The organism is Gracilibacillus salitolerans, assembly GCF_009650095.1.
Lineage (GTDB): Bacteria > Bacillota > Bacilli > Bacillales > Amphibacillaceae > Gracilibacillus > Gracilibacillus salitolerans.
In genome coordinates this window covers 2,078,477-2,102,962 of the sequence record NZ_CP045915.1, presented here as the reverse complement: position 1 = coordinate 2,102,962, position 24,486 = coordinate 2,078,477, and the positions used below count along the sequence as shown (strand labels likewise).

The 24,486-nt window shown below is 35.4% G+C and carries 24 protein-coding genes and 2 pseudogenes; 8 read left to right on the top strand and 18 right to left on the bottom strand.

What is annotated here, in order from left to right:
* Positions 1 to 58: 58 nt before the first annotated feature.
* From GI584_RS09755 to GI584_RS09745, 4 genes are all read right to left on the bottom strand, one after another.
* Positions 59 to 1,417 (bottom strand): extracellular solute-binding protein, encoded by a 1,359-nt coding sequence (locus GI584_RS09755; protein ID WP_153791115.1) that lies wholly within the window; start codon positions 1,415 to 1,417, stop codon positions 59 to 61.
* A gap of 52 nt (positions 1,418 to 1,469) precedes the next feature.
* A complete protein-coding gene (locus GI584_RS24225; RefSeq protein WP_267902846.1) occupies positions 1,470 to 1,685 on the bottom strand; it encodes a DUF2961 domain-containing protein in 216 nt (71 codons plus the stop codon).
* Positions 1,686 to 1,762: 77 nt separating this feature from the next.
* Complete coding sequence (locus GI584_RS09750) at positions 1,763 to 2,362, bottom strand: glycoside hydrolase family 172 protein (protein ID WP_407647403.1); 600 nt, start codon at positions 2,360 to 2,362, stop codon at positions 1,763 to 1,765.
* A 340-nt stretch (positions 2,363 to 2,702) separates the two neighbouring features.
* Positions 2,703 to 3,725 (bottom strand): LacI family DNA-binding transcriptional regulator, encoded by a 1,023-nt coding sequence (locus tag GI584_RS09745; protein ID WP_153791114.1) that lies wholly within the window; start codon positions 3,723 to 3,725, stop codon positions 2,703 to 2,705.
* A gap of 265 nt (positions 3,726 to 3,990) precedes the next feature.
* On the opposite strand from GI584_RS09745, the pseudogene GI584_RS24390 reads away from it, so the two are divergent.
* Together GI584_RS24390 and GI584_RS09735 are read left to right on the top strand one after the other, a co-directional pair.
* Positions 3,991 to 4,347 (top strand): annotated as a pseudogene (locus GI584_RS24390) (DDE-type integrase/transposase/recombinase); the annotation flags it as partial.
* Positions 4,348 to 4,537: 190 nt separating this feature from the next.
* Positions 4,538 to 4,716 (top strand): annotated as a pseudogene (locus tag GI584_RS09735) (IS110 family transposase); the annotation flags it as partial.
* Positions 4,717 to 5,190: 474 nt separating this feature from the next.
* On the opposite strand, the gene GI584_RS09730 reads toward GI584_RS09735, so the two are convergent.
* The 5 genes from GI584_RS09730 to GI584_RS09710 all read right to left on the bottom strand — a co-directional run bounded on the left by GI584_RS09730 (position 5,191) and on the right by GI584_RS09710 (position 9,453).
* Positions 5,191 to 6,903, bottom strand: a complete 1,713-nt coding sequence (locus tag GI584_RS09730; RefSeq protein ID WP_153791112.1) for a DNA-binding protein — start codon at positions 6,901 to 6,903, stop codon at positions 5,191 to 5,193.
* A gap of 98 nt (positions 6,904 to 7,001) precedes the next feature.
* Positions 7,002 to 7,163 carry a hypothetical protein gene (locus tag GI584_RS09725; protein WP_194842175.1) on the bottom strand — a complete coding sequence of 54 codons (162 nt, stop codon included), beginning with the start codon at positions 7,161 to 7,163 and terminating at the stop codon, positions 7,002 to 7,004.
* Positions 7,164 to 7,267: 104 nt separating this feature from the next.
* On the bottom strand, positions 7,268 to 7,519 hold the full coding sequence (locus GI584_RS09720; RefSeq protein WP_153791110.1) for a hypothetical protein: 252 nt from the start codon (positions 7,517 to 7,519) through the stop codon (positions 7,268 to 7,270).
* Between the two features lie 170 nt (positions 7,520 to 7,689).
* Positions 7,690 to 8,835: a PstS family phosphate ABC transporter substrate-binding protein gene (locus GI584_RS09715; RefSeq protein WP_153791109.1), complete on the bottom strand. Its 1,146-nt coding sequence runs from the start codon at positions 8,833 to 8,835 to the stop codon at positions 7,690 to 7,692.
* 336 nt (positions 8,836 to 9,171) lie between these two features.
* Entirely contained in the window at positions 9,172 to 9,453 is a 282-nt protein-coding gene (locus GI584_RS09710) for a DUF2524 family protein (protein WP_100360872.1), read from the bottom strand.
* A 122-nt stretch (positions 9,454 to 9,575) separates the two neighbouring features.
* Here GI584_RS09710 and GI584_RS09705 point away from each other — a divergent pair, with 122 nt between their 5' ends.
* The gene (locus tag GI584_RS09705; RefSeq protein WP_153791108.1) at positions 9,576 to 10,133 is read left to right on the top strand and encodes a tRNA 5-(aminomethyl)-2-thiouridylate-methyltransferase MnmM; all 558 of its coding nucleotides are present in this window, start codon (positions 9,576 to 9,578) and stop codon (positions 10,131 to 10,133) included.
* Between the two features lie 20 nt (positions 10,134 to 10,153).
* Positions 10,154 to 10,879: a class I SAM-dependent methyltransferase gene (locus GI584_RS09700; protein WP_153791107.1), complete on the top strand. Its 726-nt coding sequence runs from the start codon at positions 10,154 to 10,156 to the stop codon at positions 10,877 to 10,879.
* Positions 10,880 to 10,913: 34 nt separating this feature from the next.
* Here the strand turns inward: GI584_RS09700 and GI584_RS09695 are convergent, their stop codons facing one another.
* Together GI584_RS09695 and GI584_RS09690 are read right to left on the bottom strand one after the other, a co-directional pair.
* Positions 10,914 to 11,315 (bottom strand): hypothetical protein, encoded by a 402-nt coding sequence (locus tag GI584_RS09695; RefSeq protein WP_153791106.1) that lies wholly within the window; start codon positions 11,313 to 11,315, stop codon positions 10,914 to 10,916.
* Positions 11,316 to 11,319: 4 nt separating this feature from the next.
* A complete protein-coding gene (locus GI584_RS09690) occupies positions 11,320 to 11,718 on the bottom strand; it encodes a hypothetical protein (protein WP_153791105.1) in 399 nt (132 codons plus the stop codon).
* Between the two features lie 125 nt (positions 11,719 to 11,843).
* Between GI584_RS09690 and GI584_RS09685 the strand changes: the two genes are divergently transcribed.
* Positions 11,844 to 13,214: an aldehyde dehydrogenase gene (locus GI584_RS09685; protein WP_153792959.1), complete on the top strand. Its 1,371-nt coding sequence runs from the start codon at positions 11,844 to 11,846 to the stop codon at positions 13,212 to 13,214.
* Between the two features lie 43 nt (positions 13,215 to 13,257).
* Here the strand turns inward: GI584_RS09685 and GI584_RS09680 are convergent, their stop codons facing one another.
* Positions 13,258 to 14,328 carry a tetraprenyl-beta-curcumene synthase family protein gene (locus GI584_RS09680; protein WP_325063429.1) on the bottom strand — a complete coding sequence of 357 codons (1,071 nt, stop codon included), beginning with the start codon at positions 14,326 to 14,328 and terminating at the stop codon, positions 13,258 to 13,260.
* 1,363 nt (positions 14,329 to 15,691) lie between these two features.
* Here GI584_RS09680 and GI584_RS09675 point away from each other — a divergent pair.
* Positions 15,692 to 16,066 carry a hypothetical protein gene (locus tag GI584_RS09675; protein WP_100360879.1) on the top strand — a complete coding sequence of 125 codons (375 nt, stop codon included), beginning with the start codon at positions 15,692 to 15,694 and terminating at the stop codon, positions 16,064 to 16,066.
* 634 nt (positions 16,067 to 16,700) lie between these two features.
* Entirely contained in the window at positions 16,701 to 17,207 is a 507-nt protein-coding gene (locus tag GI584_RS09670; RefSeq protein ID WP_100360880.1) for a gamma carbonic anhydrase, read from the top strand.
* A 219-nt stretch (positions 17,208 to 17,426) separates the two neighbouring features.
* Here the strand turns inward: GI584_RS09670 and asnB are convergent, their stop codons facing one another.
* The 6 genes from asnB to GI584_RS09640 all read right to left on the bottom strand — a co-directional run bounded on the left by asnB (position 17,427) and on the right by GI584_RS09640 (position 23,651).
* Complete coding sequence (gene asnB / locus GI584_RS09665) at positions 17,427 to 19,325, bottom strand: asparagine synthase (glutamine-hydrolyzing) (protein WP_153791104.1); 1,899 nt, start codon at positions 19,323 to 19,325, stop codon at positions 17,427 to 17,429.
* 146 nt (positions 19,326 to 19,471) lie between these two features.
* Positions 19,472 to 20,674 (bottom strand): methionine adenosyltransferase, encoded by a 1,203-nt coding sequence (gene metK, locus GI584_RS09660; protein ID WP_153791103.1) that lies wholly within the window; start codon positions 20,672 to 20,674, stop codon positions 19,472 to 19,474.
* A gap of 422 nt (positions 20,675 to 21,096) precedes the next feature.
* Positions 21,097 to 21,579: an RNA deprotection pyrophosphohydrolase gene (gene ytkD, locus GI584_RS09655; protein WP_153791102.1), complete on the bottom strand. Its 483-nt coding sequence runs from the start codon at positions 21,577 to 21,579 to the stop codon at positions 21,097 to 21,099.
* A gap of 22 nt (positions 21,580 to 21,601) precedes the next feature.
* The gene (locus GI584_RS09650) at positions 21,602 to 22,168 is read right to left on the bottom strand and encodes a hypothetical protein (protein WP_100360884.1); all 567 of its coding nucleotides are present in this window, start codon (positions 22,166 to 22,168) and stop codon (positions 21,602 to 21,604) included.
* 100 nt (positions 22,169 to 22,268) lie between these two features.
* Positions 22,269 to 22,592, bottom strand: coding sequence for a hydrolase (locus GI584_RS09645; RefSeq protein WP_100360885.1), 324 nt, complete (start codon positions 22,590 to 22,592; stop codon positions 22,269 to 22,271).
* A gap of 216 nt (positions 22,593 to 22,808) precedes the next feature.
* Positions 22,809 to 23,651 carry an ABC transporter ATP-binding protein gene (locus tag GI584_RS09640; protein WP_100360886.1) on the bottom strand — a complete coding sequence of 281 codons (843 nt, stop codon included), beginning with the start codon at positions 23,649 to 23,651 and terminating at the stop codon, positions 22,809 to 22,811.
* 257 nt (positions 23,652 to 23,908) lie between these two features.
* Here GI584_RS09640 and GI584_RS09635 point away from each other — a divergent pair, with 257 nt between their 5' ends.
* Positions 23,909 to 24,364 (top strand): ferritin family protein, encoded by a 456-nt coding sequence (locus GI584_RS09635; protein WP_153791101.1) that lies wholly within the window; start codon positions 23,909 to 23,911, stop codon positions 24,362 to 24,364.
* Positions 24,365 to 24,486: the final 122 nt, after the last annotated feature.

The following is a 24,486-nucleotide window of genomic DNA, read 5'->3' as shown; positions in this document are numbered from 1 at the left end:
ACAATGATATGATTGAGAAAAGGATAGGAATTTAACCTATCCCTTTTCACCTTTTTGTTTAATTTACTATACCTTCAATCACTTCTTTAGCTTCATCTAAAGCTTCTTGAGCAGTGATTTGGCCTCCTAATGCTTTTTGTACTGCTGGTATTAAGGCTTCACTTTCGATTTCTTGCCATTTATCTGTGGATGGACGATTTTGAGTCTGTTCACCGTTCAATGTTGTAGCCAATGGTGTTAAATGAGAATATGTTTCTTGTTGTCCATACTCTTCAAACACGGATTGTCTCGCTGCTACTCCTAATGCATCTGCATATAATTCATTTTCCTCATACATAAACTCTAAATACTCTTTAGCCATATCTTTTTTGTTAGATGAAGATGGAATTACTTGATACCAAGGTCCCGGTACAACACCAATTCCTTCCTCACCCGCAATCATTGGAGCAACGCCAACCTTTCCAGCTACATCTGAGGTATTCGGATCATTTGCTGGAACATAGAAGTGACCCCACGCTAACATCATCGCTAAGTTTCCGTTATAAAATAATTCTGCTGTTTCAGCTGAAGCCGTTTCCAAAGTATTTTCTGGAACAAGGCCCTCTGTTGAAACTAAATCATTCAACATATTTAATGCTGCTACATGATATTGATCATTAACAACCACTTCTCCATTATCATTCAATATCAAATTATCTGCTCCAGCTTGTGTTACGTGGTCTAACCAACTTGCTACTGAATCACCTGAACTCGCACCAAAAACAGTTGTTCCGTAAAGCTCTGGAAAATCTTCATTATTGCCAAAGAAGCTTGCTATATCTTTGTATTGTTCCCAGTCATCTGGTGGTGCTAATTCATACCCAAACTCATTTTCAAAAGTACTTTTATTGTTTTCGTCTTCAAATAGATCTTTCCTATATAATAAAATTTTTGAATTTGTCCATGTCGGCAATCCGTAAACATTGTCTTCAATCGTTGCACCATCAATTAAACCCGGAAATAGATCTTCGCTTATTTCCTCCGTTACGATGTCTTGAATAGGTTCTAATCCTTCATAAAGTGCTGGGAGCCAAATTGTATCAATGGTTGCAACATCAAAAGCGCCTGCACCTGTTGTTAATTCTGTTCTCATTCGATCATACACACCTGTATATGGTACAGATTCGATTACCACTTCATAACCAGTCTCTTCTTTAAAAGAATCACGTGTTTCTTCGGCAACTGTCTCTGCAGGACTTCCACCTTCAACTAGTACTGTCAATGTATTATCTTCGTTATTTTCCTCTACAACTTCATTATCACTGTTTCCATCTCCGTCAGCGTTTTCATTTGATGTACTATCGTTATCATCTCCACATGCTGATAACAACAACCCAATAAATAATAAAGCTATTAAAAATAATAATTTCTTATTCATATAATAAACCTCCCGCAAAATATGTTTATTTTATTATTTGACTTCCTATCTTCTATTTATCCCAAAGCCCATGTTCAGGCCATCTTCTAGGCAAACGATCCTCGACTTTCGGAAGTGGTTTTAACCTTTTATGAGGTTCAATTTGATACCAATAAGCTACACATGAAAAATCATTACTTTGATCATTTGCATGACCATGTTCAATTGTAGCTTTAATAGATTTTGTAAATCTAATAGGATCTTCAATATGAAACTGTATAAGCTCCACTTACCAAAATGCTCTTATACATCACTTCCTAGTAAGATACCGTGATAAGGTCCATCATACTCTCCACTCGGAAAGCCTCATGCAGCATTGAAATAATCCTCAGTTCCAGTTCCATGTAAAGATGATGGCCATACCTCGCCATCAATAAAGAACATATCATCACCTTCACCTGGCCATGTATACTCTTGATTGGAAGCATTAAAGTTATCAATATTTAACACACAATCAACAAAATGACCTTTTCCTTCAGCGTCTAGAATCACATAGTTCTCTAACCCATCTAGATTTTTACCTGGTAAATCCCAAGGTGCTGGATCTTTAACATCAGTTTCGTATTCAACTTTTTGAGTAGGATTCTCTCGATTCCAACTTGCGTGACATGTACCCATGTCAGCAGGTAAAGAGTCTGTATCTTCATATTGTTCATCAATATAATAAAATAAATTTTTAATTTCTTCTTCACTCTCAGTAATTATTTTAATCACAGCTCTTTCATTAAACGGCATTGGAAAGTAACTATTCATCGCTGCTGCGAATGGCCCTTTTGGTCCTCTTTTTTCACCAGATACCATATTTATTGGCAAAGACACAAAATGTTTACTAACTCCATGGCCGATCCAAAAAAAATCTTCTAAAAGAACTCTAACACTTGGATTCTCTTCGTTATCCCTATACATCTCTATTTCTACTTTTCTTAAATATTGAGGTGCATAACATCATTTTGTCATCCAAATATGCTTAATCATTCCAGGTCCTTTCAAATCACAAACTTCATAAGAATCCCCTGCTGGAACCACCTGGAAATCCCTATTACCTCCTTATCGATCATAACTTGATTCTCTTAAAGATCTAGCGTCCTTAATAAATGGTAATCCTCCCAGCGGACTATTTGGTTACCATACATTCATTCGTTTCATCCTCCTAAAATTTAATGTATTATTTATATTAAAAAGCAAAGAGCTTTTTATATATTATTTTAATCGATTACGTAATCGATTAAATATAGAGTAAAAAAAATTATATAGATTTTCTGACTTTTAGATGAGCCTTCAATTTGATATGAAAAGCCTTTTTTTTATCCTTATTATTAATGCGATTCAAAATACAATCCGCAGCTTTAAATCCGATATCAAACGCTGGTTGGTTTACTACTGATAATGGTGGTGTAGTTATTTTAGTCCAATCGTAGTTATCATATCCAATAACAGCTATATCGTCTGGCATTTGTAAGCCATTATCTTGAATGCATTTAACGGAACCCATCGTCATTATATTATTTGCAATAAATAAGGAGTCAATTTGCTTAGTAATAAGCTTCTCTGTTAGTTCATAACCTGATTGAAAAGAAGAGAGTCCTAACTCAACAAACTTGTCGTTAAACTGTATATTATTATCTTTCAGTGCTTGTTTGTATCCTTCAAATCTTTCATTTGTAGTTGTAATTCCTAACTCAGAACTGATAAAACCAATTTTCTTATAGCCAGATGCCACTAATTTCGTCACACCGTCATATGTTCCTTGGAAGTTATCAACCAATACAAAATCACCATCATAATTTATCGGTAACCTATCTATCATAACAATAGGAAATTGATTATCTAATACTTCCTGAATATGGTTGAAATCATCATTCGTTGGTGCCAATATTAATCCATCTACTAATTGCGTATTAAACATTTTTATTCTTTTTATTTCTTCTTGCATATCTTCTTTAGAGTTACTTAAAATCAAGTTATATCCTTTACTATTTAAATTCGCCTCAATCCCTTCAGCAATTGACATAAAAAATGATTTAGATGTATCATCTTTTTTTACAGGAATTAAAAAACCTATTGTATTGGTCTTCGTACTTCTTAAGCTTCTAGCAGCAGAATTAGGACGATAATCTAGTTCCTCCATTACTTGTACAACTCTTTCGGTAACTTCTGGAGAGACATATCTTGTTCCATTAATCACATGTGATACCGTTGCTGTTGAAACATTAGCTCTTTCAGCAACATCTTTAATTCTTATGTTTTTCTTTGAGTTAACGCTTGCCATATTCTCACTTCCAACACCTTTAATTGTAATCGTTTACGTAATCGATTTACTGAATTATAATATTTTTTCTTTTTATAGTCAATACTTTTTCAATTATTCATTTTTCAAAATGTATTAAGTTGTTAAATTATCGTTCTACAATTGTAGTGCTTTAATCAGTAATAGGTTACACTTAGTTGGACAGTTCCGTTAGGGTCCGTTACACTGAATAAAATAACTAATCGAGGAGCTTAAAAATGAAACCCTTCTACTTTTGATCGTTGGGTCAGTTGTTGGGAATATCTTAAATCTAGCATTTAATCCAAACAAGCAAATGAAAACCATTGTAAGTGATTTAACATACGTACGAGTTCATCATACCTTGCACTATATCTGCCTCATTATCGATCTTTATAACCGTGAAATCATTGTAACAGTGCTGGACCCAATAAACTGGCATCCCTTGTAACACCGTGCCTTTGCGTCGATTCCTTATAATTTGTATGAACTAGAATTGTTTCATACTGATCATAGAAAAGAGTTTGATAATTAACTCATTGATGAAGCATTAAAAACATTAAACATACAAAGATCGTTAAGTAATAAAGGAACGCCTAACGGCAATGCCGTAGCTTCAGCCACTGCATTGTCGTAAGGTTTAAAAAACGGTTGGTGTCACACCAAAGCAATATAAAAAAACAAATTTAGTTTAATATAAATATTAACTGATTCCTCTAAATCTTTTTGGAAACTCAACACAATCTGCTATAGTTGTTGGTAATTTTGCAGTAGTAATAACATGACCAACAAAAACTTTTTCTTTAAGTTTCACACGTAAGAAGAAAACGACAGCTTGAAATCATCCCTCGTAACAGAAGAATGTGTGAATTTTATGATAAAAAACGAGAAGAAGGAAGCTTTTAAAATGGCTGTGATTGCTTGTGTAAACAAACTCATACATTGGATTTATTCATTACTAAAAAACAAAACGGCTTTCCAAGATACTGATTAAATACCAAATCAAACTAAATGCCAAACAACCTTCCAATTTTTTAAGAACAGAAGGTTGTTTGTCGTGCGTAAATTCAGTGTATCACATTGCTTTTTGTGTTTTTATAGAAAAATATTGACAAACTATTAGCTGGTTAGTTTAAGTATATTCCTCAAAAGGTTACTTAATAGTGAAGACTTTGTTGCACAGTAAGCGTCTACTACGCAATACAAAAGTTAATCTGGCTTGTTTGCAAAGACTGAATGGCCGTAATCAACATGGCCCCCTGGCGAGATTTCTTTATTTATCTCGTGAAGAGAAATACTTATCTCGCCAACAGACTAAGTTATCTAGTGAACAGACATTCTTTGCTGAGAAAATATTGTGCTGTTAGGGCTAAAAATAAAGTGAGACTTCCCTTGTGAGGTTTTTAAAGACGATTAGCACCGTGATAAAAAAGATCAATTCATGTAAAATGAATTGATCTTTTTCTACTTATTGTGTTAACCCTTCGATCGTAATTTCTTCAACAGTTGCTGTTCCATTGTCTAGTATTTGAACTTCAGCGTCAATGCTGTCACCTTTTTCTAAGAAAATGGTTAATGGTGATTTACTGGCGTTTACTGTGTAGATTGTCGCGTCATTTGTTAATAAGAATTGGACTACTTGACCTTGTTCAGATGACGTGACTAATACTCGGTCCACTTCGCCTGTTATCTGCTCTGTGTTAGTATCATCTGTTGCCCCCGGATTGCTCGGATCTTGTAACAATGCCATTCGATAAGCATCTAATGTTTCATTGGCAGTATCTCCAAACACGACAAAATCAGAATCATTTGCCTTAATATAGGCGTATTGTTTATGCAACCCATTTGGATCTAAGACATTGACCACCCATGTTGGGTTTCCATCAACATTATAGAGAACTGGCATATAACCTTCCCATTTTTTCTCTGGAAATTCCTTGTTGACAATTTGCTTAGCGCCTTCACTATCCATAATCCCGTTGTTCTTTTCACCGCCATAATAGATAAGCTCTCCAGATCTAGCATCTACCAATGTGTAGCCTAAAGCTGAATCGATATTTTCTTTAGGTGATGTCATATCGGTAAAGTAGAACATATCACCATTCTCATCAAAAATCGGTGTTACCCCAGATTCCGAACAAGATTCATTAGGGATTTTAACATCTCTTTTACCAAATACACTGTTTAACCAACCGTGAATATATTTACCAAAGTAATTATTCTCTATTGTAGCCATTTCAGAGCTGACGGAACCTTCAATAAATTCCGGTGCTTCATTGGTATCAAACATCTGCATTTCGCCAGAATCTGGATCAATCACCACTACTTTCAAGTCTTCCAGATTCGGTTTATTCGTTACATGCATCGGACGATAAATTGTTTGTACATACCAAGGCTTGCCTTCATCATCTACTTCAATTTGTGCTTCACCACTTTGAATGTAATGAGGATATTTATCATAAATGACACGCTGTATATATTTATTAAAATAACTGGAGTTCGTATATTTCATCTCGTATTCTTGGAACTCTGGTTGTGCATTTACGTTTGTTGCTGAAATCGTAAAATAGCCTGCTGTTTCTTTTCCTCTAAGGAATTTCCAAAAATCCGCAAATTCCACAGGTGCTACATAAACAATCTCTTCATTTACTTTTTGTACTTGAAGCTTTCCTAAATCATAAAATTGTGGATTTGGTACAACACTCATCGCTTTCTGAATTTTATTTCGCGCAAACTCTGGTGCGACCGTGATCGGTGTTTCATCTTTAGTTAATGGTTTAGCCTCTTCTTCTTGCTGAACAGATATACTTTGATGTGCTTCATCTAGTGTCGTGAATCCTAAGATTATAACAACAATCACCCCAATTAGTGCGACACTTAAAAAGAAGGTGATTGGTCTTAACACCTTTGTTTCTACTTTTTCTCCTGGTTGAATCACATATAACAATAATGGCAATAACACTACTGCTACGATTAAATTAGCAATCAACATGTTCGGTACAGTTATCGCTGGCATCACAAAATAGAAAATGATACCTGTAACCACATAACCAATTACGAAAATGATAAGACCATGCTTCATAATCCGTGTAGCATTTAACGATGAAATACTTATCGTAAGAATTAAACCTACTACATATAAAATCATTGCAATAACCGTCGCAATTAACACACCTATCATTTTAAATTCCCCCTCTGTTTACTACTATTTTATACGATTTAAAGAAGGAAAAGTTTCAATTATTGTAATTCTTAGTTCTGTTGGAAAAGGTGAAATGGTCAAAAAACATCTGACTGACCTGCCTGATGGGAAGGTTGTAGGAAATTAGAAATGACTTCTTTCCAAGCAGTCGAGATCTTTTCCACTCCAAATCTTTCTGTTGTTACATCGATTCTTTTTGTTAATTGAAATTCTGGGTAATAATAATCGTTTCCATGCACTGTGCCATACTGGCCGCTCTCGTTGCCCACATAACTTCTATATTTTTAATAATCGTTAGTTTCTTTCTTTTTACGTATCGCTTCAACATAAAAAATCACAAATATTAAAACACTATACACGCCAACATCCATTTTGCCACAAATGACAATATAATTAGCACTAATAAAATTCCTAAACTACCGATGACTAACTTCCAAAAATTAAATCCAGTTCTAAAAAACAGTATTGCGTACACATAACTCACTATTAAACCAATTGCCCATTGAATATCAAAAATACTAAAATCATTATAAATTAATTCTATTGATAACCAAGACACAGCAACTCCAAGTATAAAATATATAACGCTTTTCACAGTAACCCACCTATTTATATTTACACATTAATTAACATCTATTTCTACGATTAACTCTCCATTTAATTCTTACTGCTCCACTTCGTCGTCAGGGTAGGATCAAGGATTGTAATAATATCGCTAATAGTCTTGAAAAGAGAAAAAAATACATTGACATACCTCCTTTTTCTTTACGGTAAAGGAACATACCCAGTCTGATCGACTAGAGACTGGCCTTGTGGTGACCGTATCCATTCGATAAATAATGGCACATTCGGATTATCACTTCCAGCAGTTATCGCATAAAATTCTGCAACGACTGGATACGAATTATTTTGTATGTTTTCTTTCGTCGGTGCTACATCATTAACCGCAACATGTTTAATGTCACCATTTTCCACCATTTCTTGTAAAAAATAACGGAATGAATAACCTATCGCATTTCGCTGATTTCGATAATTCGATGTTTCCCGAATGATGCCGGCCATACCAGTAACGATTTCGTCAGCCGGAGGATCCATCAACGGCTTTTCATCCATAAAACGAATTAAAGCAGATTGACTACCACTACCTTCTGGACGTTGAAAAGCCTGAATTTCCTCATCATTTCCGCCTACATCTTTCCAATTCGTAATCTCACCAGCATAGATTGCTTGTATTTCTTCCACTGTCAGCGATTCTACTGGATTATTATGATGAACAAAAAAGACAAATGCTTCTCTTCCAATTGATGTGAGCGATAACTCCATATTTTGCTTTTCTGCTTGTTCATATTGTTCTTCTGATGGCTCGGCAAGAAATGCTATATCTACTGCTCCATCTATCAAATTGTGAAAAGCACCAGACGTTTGACTGGAGATAACTTCACTATTGCTTTCATGATACTCTTTATCTGGATAAACCGCTTGCGCAAACGCAGAATAAACGGGATAAAGTGCTGTGGCACCATCTAAACGAGGCAAATTCCCCTCTATTTGAAAAGTGGAGTCTTCATCCAGAGTGACAGCTTTCGTATCCTCCGAAAATGGTTGATAGGCTTTAAGATCGACATCTTGCGTACTAACAATTTCAAGACTTCTAAGATAATATTGATAGCCCTCATAACTTCCCACGGTAATACCAGCTATCACAAAGAAAGCAATACTAACTATTTTAACTGCACGTATTTTCCACTTTTCAAAGATTAATAGAACAGAGATAATCATTAACCCAATCGTAACAATCGAAATATATGCACCATAAAACTGTTGACTCTTGGTCGCCATCGATACAATCCACAAAAATAAACCAGCAACCCCAATTCCAAACACCATCATTAAACTAGCAAAATACTTCATATGTAAACCCTCCGAAAAACGACTAATTTTACACAAAATGTAATAAACCAGATTTTAACATATGTCAGAAGATGTGAGAATGCTTTCTTTAATATATTAACTCCAGCCATTCTTGAATCGTGGATTTTTCCCTGATTTGTTCAAGTTCCGTTTTTCATGACAAGCACTTCATCTAGAATTGGATCTATTTCCAATAATTCATGAGTAGTTATAATTAACGACTGTGACTCTAAATCTATAAATTGAAAATACCTTTAATTCTTAACTTATTTCAACTAAAAAAGAGGTACAAATCCACAAATGGTTGTACCTCTCTCTACGATTATGCTGAATTTTTTATTCAAATCTTGTTACATCAACTTGATCCAATATCATATCATTTAACTTTTCATTTACCACTAATTGAAACCGGTGAAGCTGCTCACGTTGTTGGGCATTAGCACTGGCCATTACCCTATCAATACTCTGTGATAATTTTTCTAATTCTAAATGAGCATTTGTATAGTCTTCATTTAACAAAAACTGATTTCGATTAGACATGTCTAATTGCTCTTCTGCTTGCTGAATAATATGCTGTCCTTCAATAAGCAAATTTTCAACAGAATCTCTTGTTGCCATCGTGATCACCTCAAATTTATTGTATGACAATCGGTAAATATCATACACTTTTCAAAAATTGTTTGCTAAAATACTGAAGTATACTATCTCGCCAAGACACAAATTTTAAAAGGAGTAATCACATGAAAGCAATCATCCCATTTTCTCATCAATTACTAGAAGAGGTGATCAATCAAGGAGACAGCGTTATTGATGCAACTTGCGGAAATGGTAACGATACATTAATGCTAAGTAAGCTGGTTGGTGATACAGGAAAAGTATATGCATTTGATATTCAAGAGAAAGCTATTGAACAAACCAAAGCATTGTTATTGGCACAACGAGTAGAAAATGTAGAGCTGATTCATGACGGTCATGAGCATGTAGTTTCATATGTAGATGAACAGGTGATATCCGGAGCGATTTTTAATTTAGGTTATTTACCAAAAGGTGATCATTCGATTATTACTACGCCAGATACAACGATACAAGCGATCAGCGGAATGTTATCTTTACTAAAAAAACGTGGACGTATAGTGATCGTTATTTACCACGGTCATAAAGGTGGAACCTCAGAAAAGAACCTCGTACTAAGCTTTTGCGAAGAGTTAGATCAGAAAGAATATCAAGTGTTGCAATATCAATTTATTAACCAGATAAATAATCCGCCTTTTGTGATCGGGATTGAAAAATTAAAATGATGAATAGGAGCGGAAAAACGATGAAACAAAATAAATATGACGATGAACAGTTCTTTTCTGCTTATAAAAACATGCCAAGATCGACTCAAGGTCTTGAAGCAGCGGGAGAATGGCATATGGTTAAAACGTTAATCCCTGACCTACAAGATAAAGTTGTTCTCGATTTGGGATGTGGTTTTGGATGGCATTGCCGTTATGCTCGTGAGCAAAAAGCAAAGTCTGTTGTTGGTGTAGATATTTCTGAAAAAATGCTACAAGAAGCAAAAGAGATGACGAATGATTCTTCGATATCTTATCTTAATCAACCGATCGAAGAAATCGATTTTTCCGAAGCTACTTTTGATGTGGTTTTCAGTTCATTAGCACTTCATTATGTAAAAGATTACCAAACAATCTGTAGCAAAGTATTTGATTATTTAAAACCTGGTGGAACCTTTATTTTCTCTGCTGAACACCCAATATTCACAGCAAGGGAAGAACAGGACTGGTATTATGACCAAAACGGACATCGATTACATTGGCCTGTTGATCATTATCAAACAGAAAGTATACGTCAAACCTCTTTCCTTGCTGAAAATGTCATCAAATATCATCGTACTATATCTACTTATATTAATGACTTAATTACAGCAGGCTTTGTCATTAAAGCCGTCAAGGAGTCCGTTCCATCTGAGGAGATGTTACCTGAGATGCAGGATGAACTGCGCAGACCAATGTTTTTCATAATATCAGCTGAAAAAATATGATTAATGGTTGTTTCTGCCGATTGCAGGAACTTTTTTATCTATTGGTAAAAAGGTCTTCAACCGGCTCTATAGTTTCTTTTAGTTGATAGCAAATCTCTCCTTCACCAACATCATTACGCTTCACAAATAGATTGCCATCCGAATAAAGAAGTCTAATCATGATACCTTCCTGAAGTTTGAACCCTAATTCTGCCTCAGACTCGTCGATATTTTTTACTGCTATTTGATTTGCTGGATAGTTGTTAAAAGCTTTAATAATGTTCTTATTTATATCGATTTCCTTCCGCTCCCAATACATCGCCTCAACCTCTTCTATATCAATTGGTTGATGTAGCAAAAGGTCATCCATAAAAGCTTGTTCCTCTTGATCATGTTTTCCTAACAGCAGCCCAACAATAATCATGAGTGCCATGCTAAAAGCATAAAAGTATTTCATTTTATCAACCTTCCACTAGTGCTTGATAAACTAATAATTCATCTTCTATTTCAACTAATAGCGTAGACATAACCTCTCTTTTTTGATCATTATCTTCTTTTTCCGCATAAATGATCGTCCCTTTATCTAATTTAGTCGCAAAAAAATCACGATACAGCCATGTGCGATCTGTTCGTTTTTTTATTTCACCTACCGATTCTCCTATCTGGTAATCAGTTGATACCCATTCTCTATTCGATACATTCTTATAAATCAACCCATCCAATTGGATAATATCAGCATCCTGATTATTAATTAAAATATCGCGTGCACTTGGATTTCCGATTGAAGAGGAACTAGCTAAAATCAACAGTAAGATAATAAGCATAGAGATCACCCCGGCGATAAATAATTGTAACCTCATGAATTTCCCCCAGTCGCTTTACCTAATGAGTCGTTTTTTTAAATTAAAAGGTTACAAATTGAACAATTGGTTTTATAGAGGACAAATGATATGCTTAAGAAAAGACTCAGATAGGAATGAGACACATGCTAGCTTATCCATCACTCCTTACCAAACAAAAACATTTCTTTGAAACCAATCAGACAAAAGATTTGCGCTTTCGCATAGATGCTCTGCATACATTAAAAGCAAGCATTAAAGAATATGAAGACAAAATTCTTACGGCTATTAAGAAAGACCTTAACAAATCAGAACTAGAGACCTATATGACCGAAATCGGGATTCTATATAGTGAAATCGATCATACGATCAAAGAGCTTCCCAAGTGGATCAAACGAAAAAAAGTAAAAACACCTATTACCCATACTGGTTCAAAAAGCTATATATATCAACAACCGTATGGAGTAACTCTCATTATTGCGCCATGGAACTATCCTTTTCAACTCGCACTAGCACCATTAATTGGTGCTATCGCTGCAGGCAATTGTGCAGTGATAAAACCTTCCGAATATACTCCAGAAACATCTTCCGTTTTAAAAGAACTGATCTCAGAGAACTTTTCTGAAGCATTTGTAACAGTTATCGAAGGTGCGGCAGAAACAAGCCAAGCTTTACTCAAAGAAAATTTCGATTATATCTTTTTTACAGGCAGTGTTCCTGTAGGCCGTGTTGTAATGGAAGCCGCTTCGAAGAACTTAACTCCTGTTACATTAGAATTAGGTGGAAAAAGCCCGGCTATCATTCATAACGATGCCAACCTTAAAGTAGCAGCAAAACGTGTAGCTTGGGGCAAGTTTACCAATGCTGGTCAAACGTGTGTAGCTCCTGACTATTTGTATGTACACCAGGATATTAAACAATCCTTTATAACAGAGCTCAAGCACGCGATTGCAACAATGTATGGAGAACATCCACTAGAGAATCAAAACTTTGTTCGGATTGTACACGAAAAACATTTTGATCGTTTACAGGGGTTTTTAACAAATGGTAATACCATTCTCGGCGGAAAAAGTGACCGCGAAAAATTAAAAATCGAACCAACTTTGCTAACAGATATTACCTGGGACGACGCAGTGATGCAAGATGAAATATTTGGCCCTGTGTTACCGATCATGGAATACCAAGATTTAGATAATGTCATTCAAGGTATTCAGCATCATCCAGACCCGCTTGCCTTTTACTTTTTCTCAGAAAGTGATGCCTTAGCAGATAACATGATTGACAAAATATCCTTTGGAGGCGGCTGTATTAATGACACCATATATCACTTAGCATCTCCCTACCTGCCATTTGGTGGGGTTGGTAATAGCGGCATTGGTGCATATCACGGCAAGGACAGTTTTCTTACCTTTTCCCATCAAAAAAGTGTGTTGAAACAAACAACAACCTTTGATATTCCGCTCCGTTATCCAAATGTGAAAAACGGATTGAAATTACTCAAACGCTTTATGAAATAACACAAACCCGAGCAAACTTCTAATCTGCCCGGGTTAAAATTTCTTAAGATCTGCCTGCTAACCGGTTGTACACTTTAATATTCCAATGGAAAAATTGTGACTTTCGTCCACTTACTCGTATTAATCGTTTTACAATCGTTTCAAATTGTTTCATTTTTTTTACTTTTGGATCAGCTAAATAAAGACCGACTAAGCCATGCTGAATCATTTCGTGAAAAGGACGGTCCGGCAATGTTTGAACGTGGTGATTGGTCTGTTCCACAAAATAGATAAGTCGTTGTTCCAATTCCTGTGGAGTTTGATAGTAATTACAGAAGTTTAAATCACCTTCCTCCTCATCTTCCTGCTGATCAATAAAATAATCAAGCATAATATGCAAGCCTTGTAAGAAAGGAAAGTAACTATCAAATACTTTTTCCGCCAATTCTTCTGTCATCTGATCATTCAACCCATACGAAACCATACAAAAAATACCCAGAGTGGAACCTGTACAAGCAGAAAATTCATACCAGCTTAACATCGGCCATTTTTGCTGGTGTTGCTGGAACCATTGTTCTAACCGTGGAATACGCTCATCATGAACCACATGTTTATGTACTTGCAAGTCGCTATAAAGTGATTCTAATTGAACCATATGTGATTGAAAAATCGAATAATTGCTAATCTTAAGCAGTACTTGTTGACATGTCTGAACTAAATCAACTAAATAATCCCCATCTGCTTGTTCCTCTCGATATTGATAGTAGTTCTTGATTCCATTTTCCGGTGATAATGCATCTTTCATCGATTGATGAAGCATGCGAAAATCAGTTGGATCAAGTGATGTGCTCCGATCACACAAATTATCTAAATAATCACTAATTGTTTGATAGGCAACAATAAATCGAATAGCTTCACGCCACATCTCTCCAGCTAATAAACTGTATACACTCCCACCCTGACAGTGGAACTTTTTATCCTTAATACTGGCTATGGCTTGAGTACGAAGTTCATCATTCGGTATATCATTTGCACGTTTTTTCCAATAATTCAATTCGCTTTTTACTTGTGGAAAAATTTTCTGGTAGACGTTTTTCATCAAGATCGGTGCATTTGTTGGGACGTTTATTGACAACTTTTCTCCCTCACTTTACTGTTATTGCTTCCGTACTTAATATGATAGCATATATTTAACTAGATACTAATGGTAACACGTAAAACAAACATTCACAAACATCAAAGCACCTGTCATATCAACGTTTATGTGAAATTTAGTAAATAACAGGAATGTATAATCAAGCATAAAAATGAAGGTGTTTGGGTGATGTTTTGTGCTAAATTGGGGGAGCTTGGGGGAACTTTTTAAAATTAGCATGGGGAATAACTAAACAGTTCCAGCTCACTCGAAATGTTATGTAGATACTTTATAATTCATAGCACTCATTACCTCTATGATTGATGGATCTCCATACTGAAATTAATCTACTTCTAAATCTTTCTTTTTTAAGCTTCTATTAAAATCTTCCTTATCAACTTTTTCCTTTATTAAATTTATCATTTTCATTACCTATTAACATACAGATCTAACCCCTTAATTCAACGATTAGGGGCTAGATTCAATAAAATTTATTATAAAACATTTAAGAGAGGGGATTACTCTCAATTATAATATTACTGGAAAAAATTGATGTATAGATAAATGTACTATTTTATTCATTCTCTTAAAAAATTGGTATGAGCCCTTACCATAACAACTGCAAATATGTAATGGTAAGGACCGAACACAATGAGAAGGAAGAAGTCAATCTTCCCTTCGTTTGGTATTATAGCATATCCTATATTTAAAAAGAAAACCCACCACTTATTAGTGATGGGTTTGGAGCAATGGAGTGGTTCTCTTTTAAAGGACACTGCTTTTTTAATATGGATAAATTTTTAAAACATTATAACCCTTTATTTATCAGATAGCCTGAAACGTTTGCTTTAGGCTAAGTTGTTCTTTCTCTTCCTCTGGAAAAACAACATTGTATTAACAGCATAGACAGTTTTTAAAACTCATATACAATTTCGATAAAACATATTCTAGAGTTATAGAATCACCTAAAAAATGACATTAGATACCTAAATTACGGAAAACAAGGCTTAGATCTATACTCACGTACAATTCCTACATAGATTATTATTGTCAACGAAATTTTTTCCTGAATAGGAGTGTATTGCAGATATACCTTGATGTAACTAGGTAGTTACTAATATTGATCAAGAGAAAAGAAATTCTAAAACAACCATCATTTTCTACCTCTAGTTTTCATCAATCACGCCTGTTTCTTGAATATGCTTAATTGGAGAGCCTCCTCGATTCCCATTCCATTTTTTTATATCTGTAAGGTCGTTTTTAGGCTTATCTCGGCCTTACCCCTACTGAAAATATGATTATCTGGCTATTGAGTTCTCTATTGAACTACAGTTACTTAGGTAAAAGAAGGGAGGTGAAACCGATGTTTAGAAAATTTATGTCTATCTTGATTCTATCCGTAGTTTTTTTTGTTGTATCGATAAGCTTTGCTTCTGCAGTAGAAGCGGAAAATTTCGGACCTTATCGATTTACGACCGATGATGGTCGATGGGATGGTAAATTATATGCGCGTAGTGGGCAAACTGTCTATGCCAAGATCGACAACTGGAGTTATTCAAGAGTTTCTGTTCGTTTATGTAGTTCACAAAGTGGCAATTGTACATCCTTCAAAACACCAACCTGGCCTTATGGTTCCGTTACTTTTACGAATATGGCTTCCGGTACGTATTACGGGGATGTTATCAGTCACAACAAACCATATGCTGCAGGAGAAATTACCTTTACCGTACTACACTAAAGGTTGATTATGTTCGAGGTTCTACCTTAGTGTCGATTAGTTTTAATGAAGGGTAAGCCGAAAATTATTCGGCTTACCCTTTTTAATCTGCATTGATAGTTCAAAAGCTTATTCAACAATCTCGGTTGTTGAAAGATAATCAGACAATCATACAGCACTCTTTAGCTAATACCTTAATAAATTCTCGCACCTAAGTTTAAGTACAACAATCTTTTGGTTCCTTATTAAAAGAACAATTACCCTTATTGAAAAGCCTCAATATCTTTTCTATTTAGATAAAAGTATAGTAAATTATCCTTAAGGTCAGGGTTGAACACAATAAAGGAAAACTTGTTCTCTTAATCGGTATTTAGCATATAATGCAAAACCCACCACTTTATTAGTGATGGGTGTGGAGTACATGGCATTTTTTACAGGGCATTACTTTTAGTTTGGATTAATTTTATAAAATTATTATATTTCTGCAGGAAATTCTTGATTTAAAGAGAAGTATGTATAGCATTAAGAATAAATATGAATGTTCAGGGGAGACAATAAATGGGGGAACTATTTGAAAATGTTGCTCTAAGCTCCTATTTCGTTAAGGTTTGTGAATCATTCATATATTTAATTAGATAATAGGAGGTTAACATATATGCTTTATAATTATAAAGGAAAAACTCCTTCCATTGATCAAACAGCTTACATTGCACCAGACTGCGTGATTACAGGAGATGTTGAAATTGGAGCTTACTCAAGCATTTGGTTTAAAACAGTGATTCGAGGTGATGTGGCACCAGTTAAAATCGGGGCCTTTTCCAATATTCAAGATTTATCATTACTACACCAAAGTCCGGACTTGCCATTGATCGTAGAGGATCATGTTACAGTGGGGCATCAGGTCACCTTACACTCTGCTGTTATTCGTAAAAATGCGTTAATCGGCATGGGATCGATCATTTTAGATGGAGCAGAAATTGGTGAAGGCGCGTTTGTTGGTGCAGGCAGTTTAGTACCTCCCGGTAAAAAAATACCACCACGTACGCTCGCTTTTGGAAGCCCTGCTAAAGTAGTCCGTGAATTAACGAAAGCAGACATCGAAGAAATGGAACGCATTCAACAAGATTATGTTAAAAAGGGGCAAACCTATAAACAAGAATAGGAACAAAAGCGCAAGGGCCCGGTAAGAAACGTAGCGACTTCAGAATCAACTGAGATAAGGGAATCACTGAGAAAAGCGAACCGATGATGACTTATCGTAGGCTGATTCGTGAAGTCTCCTAGTTTCTGGGCGCGTCGTGGACGTGGCAAATCGCGCTTAACTTTATTCACAGGGTCAAATTTTATAATTTTCCTAAAACACAAAAAACAAGCTTGCTCATTATATATGAACAAGCTTGCTTTCTGTGTTATCTTCTTGTAATTCTGAAATATCATACATTTTCTCGATATAAATCTGGTGCCATAACATAAACATTAAAACAGTCCAAAGTTTTCTGCTATTATCCTTTTTACCCTTACAATGTTCATCTAGAAAATCGATAATGACATGCTTTTCTAACAGATGATCCGTTGCACTCTCATGGATAAGATTTTTAGCCCATTCATATAACTCGTTTTTTAACCAGTGGCGAATGGGAACCGGGAAACCTAGTTTCTTTCGATTTAATACATGATCCGGTACTATACCACTAGCAGCTTCTCGTAAAATATGTTTCGTTGTACCATTTGTTATTTTCTTTGATACGGGTATCTCTCTGGCCACTTTGAACACTTCTTTATCCAAAAATGGAACACGTAATTCCAAAGAATGTGCCATCGTCATTTTATCTGCTTTAAGCAAAATATCTCCACGTAACCATGTTTGCATATCAATATATTGCATTTGATGTACGGGATGCTCATGTTCAATTTGATCATAAAATGGTGCTGTCACCGTTTGATAATAGTTTTCTTCAACATAATTTTTTAACAACTTCTGTTTTTCCGCTTCCTCAAACATCTTAGCATTTCCAATATACCGTTGCCTTAATGGCGTTGTACCTCTCTCTAAAAAGCTTTTTCCTTTTACACCTTCTGGCAGAACATCGGCAACACGTGCTAATAAATCTTTCGCTGGTGTTGGAATGGACTCAAAGATTCGTAATGATTCAGGTTCACGGTATATATTATAACCACCAAATAATTCGTCCGCTCCTTCACCTGATAACACTACCTTCACATGTTTTTTCGCTTCTCTTGCAACGAAATAGAGAGGTACACAGGCTGGATCTGCTAAAGGATCATCCAAATACCAAATGATCTTCGGCAGTTTCGCTACAAACTCCTCTGGCGAAATAATATATGAGTAGTTTTCTACTTCTAACTTATCAGCTGTTTCTTTTGCGACATCAATTTCAGAATAACCATTTTGCTCAAACCCAACGGAAAAAGTCTTTATTTCTGGATGATATCTTTTGGCTAAGGCGACGATAAGCGAAGAGTCAATACCCCCAGATAAGAAAGACCCTACCGGGACATCACTGCGCATATGCATTGCAACAGATTGATCTAAAGTAGATTGTATACGTTCGATCCAATCCTTATCTTCATAATGTTTGACATTAAACTCTGGTTGAAAATAATGATAGCTTGCTAATGGCATACCTTTTTCTTTGATAAAATAACTGCCTGGCTCTATCTTACTAATATGTTTGTTTATGGTCATCGGCTCAGGTACATATTGGTAGGTAAAGTAATGTTGCATTGCTTCATGATCTATTTGCTCTGATTCAGTAAATAAGCTTTTCTTTTCAGAAGCAAAATATATTCCCTCATCTGAATCCTTATAAAAAAACGGTTTGATACCAAACATATCCCTTGCTCCGTATAAACATTGCTCTGCTTTATCCCAGATTAATAACGAAAACATTCCCCGAAGTTCACTAAACGTATCGACACCTTTTTTAGCAAACATGGCAATGATGACCTCGGTGTCAGAATCTGTCGAAAAGGTCATTCCTTGTTTCTGTAGTGATTCTCTCAATTCCAAGTAGTTATATATTTCGCCATTGAACACCATCCAATACCGATCATCATCATATGTAATTGGTTGGTGTCCACATTCAACATCAATTATACTTAATCTTCTAAAACCTAATATAATATGCTCATCTTCATAATAACCCTCATCATCTGGACCTCGATGACGAATAATATTATTACGGTTTTCAAATTCTTTCCGTTCTGAATCATCTAACCATTTTGTTTCTGCTTTTAATAGTCCAATAAAACCACACATCTTGCATCCTTCTCTCCAAAATTTTTCTATTACTTATTTGACGATGAATTACTCCTTAGTGTTACACATATTTTTTATTTCAATCACAAAAGGCCAAAGTACAAGTAAGTACTTGGCCTTTCGTTCGTTATGTTTTATATATTTTTTTATGCTTTTGACAGGAATGATTTTAATACGTCTACTTTATCAGTGTTTTCCCATGGGAAATCTCCATCTGTACGTCCAAAGTGACCGTACGCAGCTGTATTACGGTAAATTGGTCTTCTTAAGTCTAACATATTAATAATGCCAGCTGGGCGAAGATCGAAGTTTTCACGTACCGCGGCAACTAATTCTTCTTCTGTATACTTTCCAGTACCAAATGTATTGATAGAGATAGATACAGGCTGTGCTACACCGATCGCGTACGCAAATTGTACCTCACAATTTTCTGCTAAGCCTGCAGCCACGATATTTTTCGCAACATAACGAGCAGCATATGCAGCAGAACGGTCAACTTTTGTTGCATCTTTACCACTGAAAGCACCGCCACCGTGACGAGCATATCCACCATACGTATCGACGATGATTTTACGTCCTGTTAAACCAGCATCACCTTGGGGACCGCCGATTACAAAACGTCCAGTTGGATTAATAAAGTATTTCGTATTCTCATCTAATAATTCAGCAGGTACAACTGGTTTAATGACGTGTTCTTTTACATCATTTTGGATTTGCTCTAAGGTAATATCCTGATGATGTTGTGTAGAAATAACAATGGTATCAACACGTTGAGGTTTGTCATTTTCATCGTATTCCACTGTTACTTGTGTTTTTCCATCAGGACGCAGATAATCTAACGTTTTATTTTTTCGAACATTTGATAATTGTTTTGCTAGACGGTGTGCCAAGCTGATTGGCAATGGCATTAACTCTGGTGTTTCGTTATTAGCATAACCAAACATTAGCCCTTGGTCACCCGCACCGATTGCTTCAATTTCATTGTCTGTCATTTGGCCTTCACGTGCTTCAAGTGCCTGATCAACACCACCAGCAATATCGGCTGATTGTTCATCGATGGCTGTCAATACACCACAAGTTTCTGCGTCAAAACCATACTTCGCTCTTGTATAACCAATTTCTTTAATCGTGTTACGAACTATTTTTGGAATATCTACATACGTGGATGTAGTAATCTCTCCAGAGACTAGTATTAATCCAGTTGTCACCGTTGTTTCGCAAGCTACTCTTGCATTTGGATCCTTTGATAAAATTTCATCTAAGATTGCATCAGAAATCTGATCACAAATTTTATCCGGATGACCTTCTGTAACTGATTCTGATGTAAATAAGCGTCTATTTTTCGCCATATCTTTTGTTTCCTCCCTCTTAGTTTCCACCAAGACTTTCATCATTCACTTTTTATATAAAAGTCTATTTAAAGAATTTATATTATAAAAAAATCTACATCTTCAACTATACAACTTTTCCTTAAAAAATGCACGAGTCAAATTAACTCATTAATCCGATAAAATTAATTGGTTATGAAAACAATATATGACTCTAGACTGCGATTTGTGTGAGTCTAGAGTTTTTCTTTACAATATAGCATATATCGTATCGGATTCACGGTTCAAAGTCAATCGATTAAATTGCACATATCATTTACATGACTGATGCTTTAGGTTTCCTCCTCACCGTACGGTTCTGAGGGAAGTTTAGTTGTTGGGCGTCGCTGTTTCTGTATGTTATCCACAATTCAAAATTCTGTAAAAAAACGTATAGCTAACAGTCAGCTATACGTTGGTTCAATAATTTTTTCGATATAGTCCAAACTATAGGGTAACACATCATCTTTCATAATAAAACTATATCTTTCATTGGATTTAATATTACCAGGAAGCTGGTTTAATAAAACTGGTCCTTCTGTTTCATAGTAAGAATCTTGTTCTTTCAATTTCTTTACTATAGCAAAGTAGATATTTTTCGCCAACTTTTCTCTCTTTCCAGATACAAAATATTGTCCAATATACTTAATTTGATCTACTTCGCCTCCTGTCTCCTCTAATACTTCTCTTATTGCTGCTTGTTTTGGCGTTTCATTTTGTTCTACTTTACCACCTGGAAATTCAAGACCGCGATTTTTATGCTTCGTTAACAGCCACTTCTTTTCAAAACGGCAAATCACCCATACATGTTTCGGGTCTGAATCAAACGGCTGATCTTCGAATGATAATTGTATTTTGTTATTATAGTAATCATAAAAAGTTTTCATACCTCTATACTACCTTTTATTTTTACTCATGGCTAATGTTTGCTATTTTCCATGTACCATCCACTTTTTCAAATACAATTTCAATCGTGTACGGTCCATATAACTCGTTTTCGTTGGATTGTGTAATCCTTACTTTGTTATCTTCTGATTCTTTTTTGTAGTCTTCTTTCTTTTCGAACCATGGCGGGGTTTCTGTTGGTACGATATATAATCCGTCTTCTTTTTCTTCATAGTAGTAATCAATATAAGGTTGTACGGCTTCTTTTACAACATAAGGCTCAAAAGCATTTAGAAGTTCCTCTTTTGTATCGAATTGTTCCACTTTATAATGATCATCAATTTCTTGGACTAGCAGCTCCATAAATGTATCTGTGAGTTTCACTATTTCTTCATGTGTAATGTCGTCCTCATCATTCGTCTCTGCTGCTTGCTTAATATTTTCAACTTGTACTTGTTTGAGTCCGGTGTTTTTTTGTGCATGTAAGTGATCCTGCTTTGCATACATTTGCTCGATACCTGGTTGATTAAGCATAACAATTGCAAATGCAAAAAGGACTACAAATGTTAAGATCGTGATGATTTTTTTCATGATTTCTCCCTCCTAGTGTCCTTTATATTTATCTATTCCTCTTATTATCTATTGTAAACATTTATTTATATAATTAGACGTATGGGCCAACTGATTTGTTTCAATTTTTTTCATTTTTTGGACTAATTCCGGATTCATCCATTGCTTGCTTTGTTTCGGGTGTTGCTAGTTGATAAATCATTTGCATGACGTCCTGTAAATCAGTATCATACTCATCATTTTCAGGATCCTGGTGATACTGAACAAAAGGGATATGCGCACGGACAAAGGTCCCTATATCATCTTCGTGTATTTCATTAAATTTTTCTCTTAACAGAAAGACTTCTTCATCTGTTGCTTGGATGGTGTATTCTGCATTGTTGCCGTACCGGATTTGGGAGATTTCCTGTGAAGCAATATTGACGTAGTATGTTTTCTTTTCCATGTTTTTTCACCTCTTCACAGGTATTGTATGTAAATTAGTGAGAAACATGCAGATATTAAGCAAAGCGCAAGCCCCAAGGACGTGACCGAGTTAGTCGATGAAAGGGCGGGCTTAGCCTCTGATTATCACCAATCGGGAAGTCACACTATTGGATATAATTTTCTTACATATACAAAAAGCCCTGTATTCACTTATGAAGAGAACACAGGGCTTTGTTTAATTACCAACAGATTGCATTTGTTGTTTGGATTCTTCGACAGCTTCTTTAATAAGACAACGGCCACGACCATGCGGAATACACATTGGTGTACCGAACATTGGGTCATACATTACGTCAGCTTTCATTTGAAATACATCGTGAACCAGACTGCAGTTAACAATTTCCTCTGGTTTTCCTTGAGCATATACTTGCTTATCTTTAATGGCAACAATATGATGTGCATAACGACAAGCTAAATTCAAATCATGTAATACCATGACAATCGTGCTCTTACGACGCTCATTTAATTCAAAGAGCAAATCTAAAATTTCAATTTGATGTGTCATATCTAAATAAGTAGTGGGCTCATCTAATAATATGGTATCTGTACCTTGAGCAAGTGTCATCGCAATCCATGCACGCTGACGTTGACCACCTGATAAGGAATCAACAGCACGGTGTTTCAGGTCTGTCATATTTGTCGCATCTAACGCTTCTACAACAGCCTTTTCGTCTTCTTCAGACCAACGCTTAAACATCGTTTTATATGGATGTCTTCCTTGATTTACTAGATCTTCTACCGTTAAACCTTCCGGACTGATAGGGCTTTGTGGCAAAATAGCTAATTGTTTTGCAACTTCTTTTGTAGGAACTTTCGCAATGTCTTCACCATTTAAAACAACATCACCTTGTTTCGGCTTCAATAATCGAGCTAATGAACGTAATAATGTTGATTTACCACAACCATTCCCCCCAATAAAGACTGTTATTTCTCCTTTAGGGATGGTAATATCCAATTCATCTATAATAATTTCATCGCCATATCCAAGCGTCAAATCTTTTGTTACAAGTGTTTCCATGCTGAACCTCTCCCTTATTCACACTGTTCGGGCCTGCTTTAATATCTTCGATTCAAACTTTTACTCTGTTTCTAGTTTATTAGCTTTTGGTAAAGAAGTCAATGAGTTTGAGAATCGTTTTCAATATTTCCTCTCTTTCCTGACCACTCTTTTTTCAATTAGATAAACGTTAAATTTATTCAGATAGTACTAGCACAGCCTACTATAGGAAATTCATATACATACATGGAAAACAATTTAATCTAAGGAGAATCGATATGTATTCATATAATAACCACCCCATTCCATATAATGGATATTATCGTCCTTCCAATCCATCTTCATTTATTTCGGATATTCAACAAGCAATTAACGCGGAATATAGTGCTATTTCATGCTATGATCACCTAGCAAAAATGGCACCCAATTCAAAACAAATTACCAAGATTCTTGAAATTCAAAATGACGAAAAAAGACACTTGAAAGATTTTACTACTATTTATGTAAATTTAACAGGTCAGAAACCAACGTACACTATTACAGAAACTTGCCCCAAAAATTATAGGGATGGAATTGATTTTGCGTTTAATGATGAGCAAGAATCTGTAGACTTTTATTTAGATATGGCTGATAGAGCACCTGCAGCAAATATACAAGCAACATTCAAACGTGCTGCTGCAGACGAACAAAATCATGCTGTTTGGTTTTTGTATTTTATGTATCCAAAAACTTAAGAATGATTATAAACCAGGGATATCAACTCATATAGTAAGGACTCAAAACCACAAATAGTAAATTCTTTTCTTGCATCGGCTAACATCGGTCACGTCCTGTGACCAACGCCGATACTAGAACG

Excerpts from the sequence above, each read along its gene's own strand:
- GI584_RS09755 (WP_153791115.1), bottom strand. The coding sequence starts at position 1,417 with ATGAATAAGAAATTATTATTTTTAATAGCTTTATTATTTATTGGGTTG.
- GI584_RS09750 (WP_407647403.1), bottom strand. The coding sequence starts at position 2,362 with ATGTATAGGGATAACGAAGAGAATCCAAGTGTTAGAGTTCTTTTAGAA.
- GI584_RS09745 (WP_153791114.1), bottom strand. The coding sequence starts at position 3,725 with ATGGCAAGCGTTAACTCAAAGAAAAACATAAGAATTAAAGATGTTGCT.
- GI584_RS09730 (WP_153791112.1), bottom strand. The coding sequence starts at position 6,903 with ATGATAGGTGTGTTAATTGCGACGGTTATTGCAATGATTTTATATGTA.
- GI584_RS09715 (WP_153791109.1), bottom strand. The coding sequence starts at position 8,835 with ATGAAGTATTTTGCTAGTTTAATGATGGTGTTTGGAATTGGGGTTGCT.
- GI584_RS09710 (WP_100360872.1), bottom strand. The coding sequence starts at position 9,453 with ATGGCAACAAGAGATTCTGTTGAAAATTTGCTTATTGAAGGACAGCAT.
- GI584_RS09705 (WP_153791108.1), top strand. The coding sequence starts at position 9,576 with ATGAAAGCAATCATCCCATTTTCTCATCAATTACTAGAAGAGGTGATC.
- GI584_RS09700 (WP_153791107.1), top strand. The coding sequence starts at position 10,154 with ATGAAACAAAATAAATATGACGATGAACAGTTCTTTTCTGCTTATAAA.
- GI584_RS09695 (WP_153791106.1), bottom strand. The coding sequence starts at position 11,315 with ATGAAATACTTTTATGCTTTTAGCATGGCACTCATGATTATTGTTGGG.
- GI584_RS09690 (WP_153791105.1), bottom strand. The coding sequence starts at position 11,718 with ATGAGGTTACAATTATTTATCGCCGGGGTGATCTCTATGCTTATTATC.
- GI584_RS09685 (WP_153792959.1), top strand. The coding sequence starts at position 11,844 with ATGCTAGCTTATCCATCACTCCTTACCAAACAAAAACATTTCTTTGAA.
- GI584_RS09675 (WP_100360879.1), top strand. The coding sequence starts at position 15,692 with ATGTTTAGAAAATTTATGTCTATCTTGATTCTATCCGTAGTTTTTTTT.
- GI584_RS09670 (WP_100360880.1), top strand. The coding sequence starts at position 16,701 with ATGCTTTATAATTATAAAGGAAAAACTCCTTCCATTGATCAAACAGCT.
- asnB (WP_153791104.1), bottom strand. The coding sequence starts at position 19,325 with ATGTGTGGTTTTATTGGACTATTAAAAGCAGAAACAAAATGGTTAGAT.
- metK (WP_153791103.1), bottom strand. The coding sequence starts at position 20,674 with ATGGCGAAAAATAGACGCTTATTTACATCAGAATCAGTTACAGAAGGT.
- ytkD (WP_153791102.1), bottom strand. The coding sequence starts at position 21,579 with ATGAAAACTTTTTATGATTACTATAATAACAAAATACAATTATCATTC.
- GI584_RS09650 (WP_100360884.1), bottom strand. The coding sequence starts at position 22,168 with ATGAAAAAAATCATCACGATCTTAACATTTGTAGTCCTTTTTGCATTT.
- GI584_RS09645 (WP_100360885.1), bottom strand. The coding sequence starts at position 22,592 with ATGGAAAAGAAAACATACTACGTCAATATTGCTTCACAGGAAATCTCC.
- GI584_RS09640 (WP_100360886.1), bottom strand. The coding sequence starts at position 23,651 with ATGGAAACACTTGTAACAAAAGATTTGACGCTTGGATATGGCGATGAA.
- GI584_RS09635 (WP_153791101.1), top strand. The coding sequence starts at position 23,909 with ATGTATTCATATAATAACCACCCCATTCCATATAATGGATATTATCGT.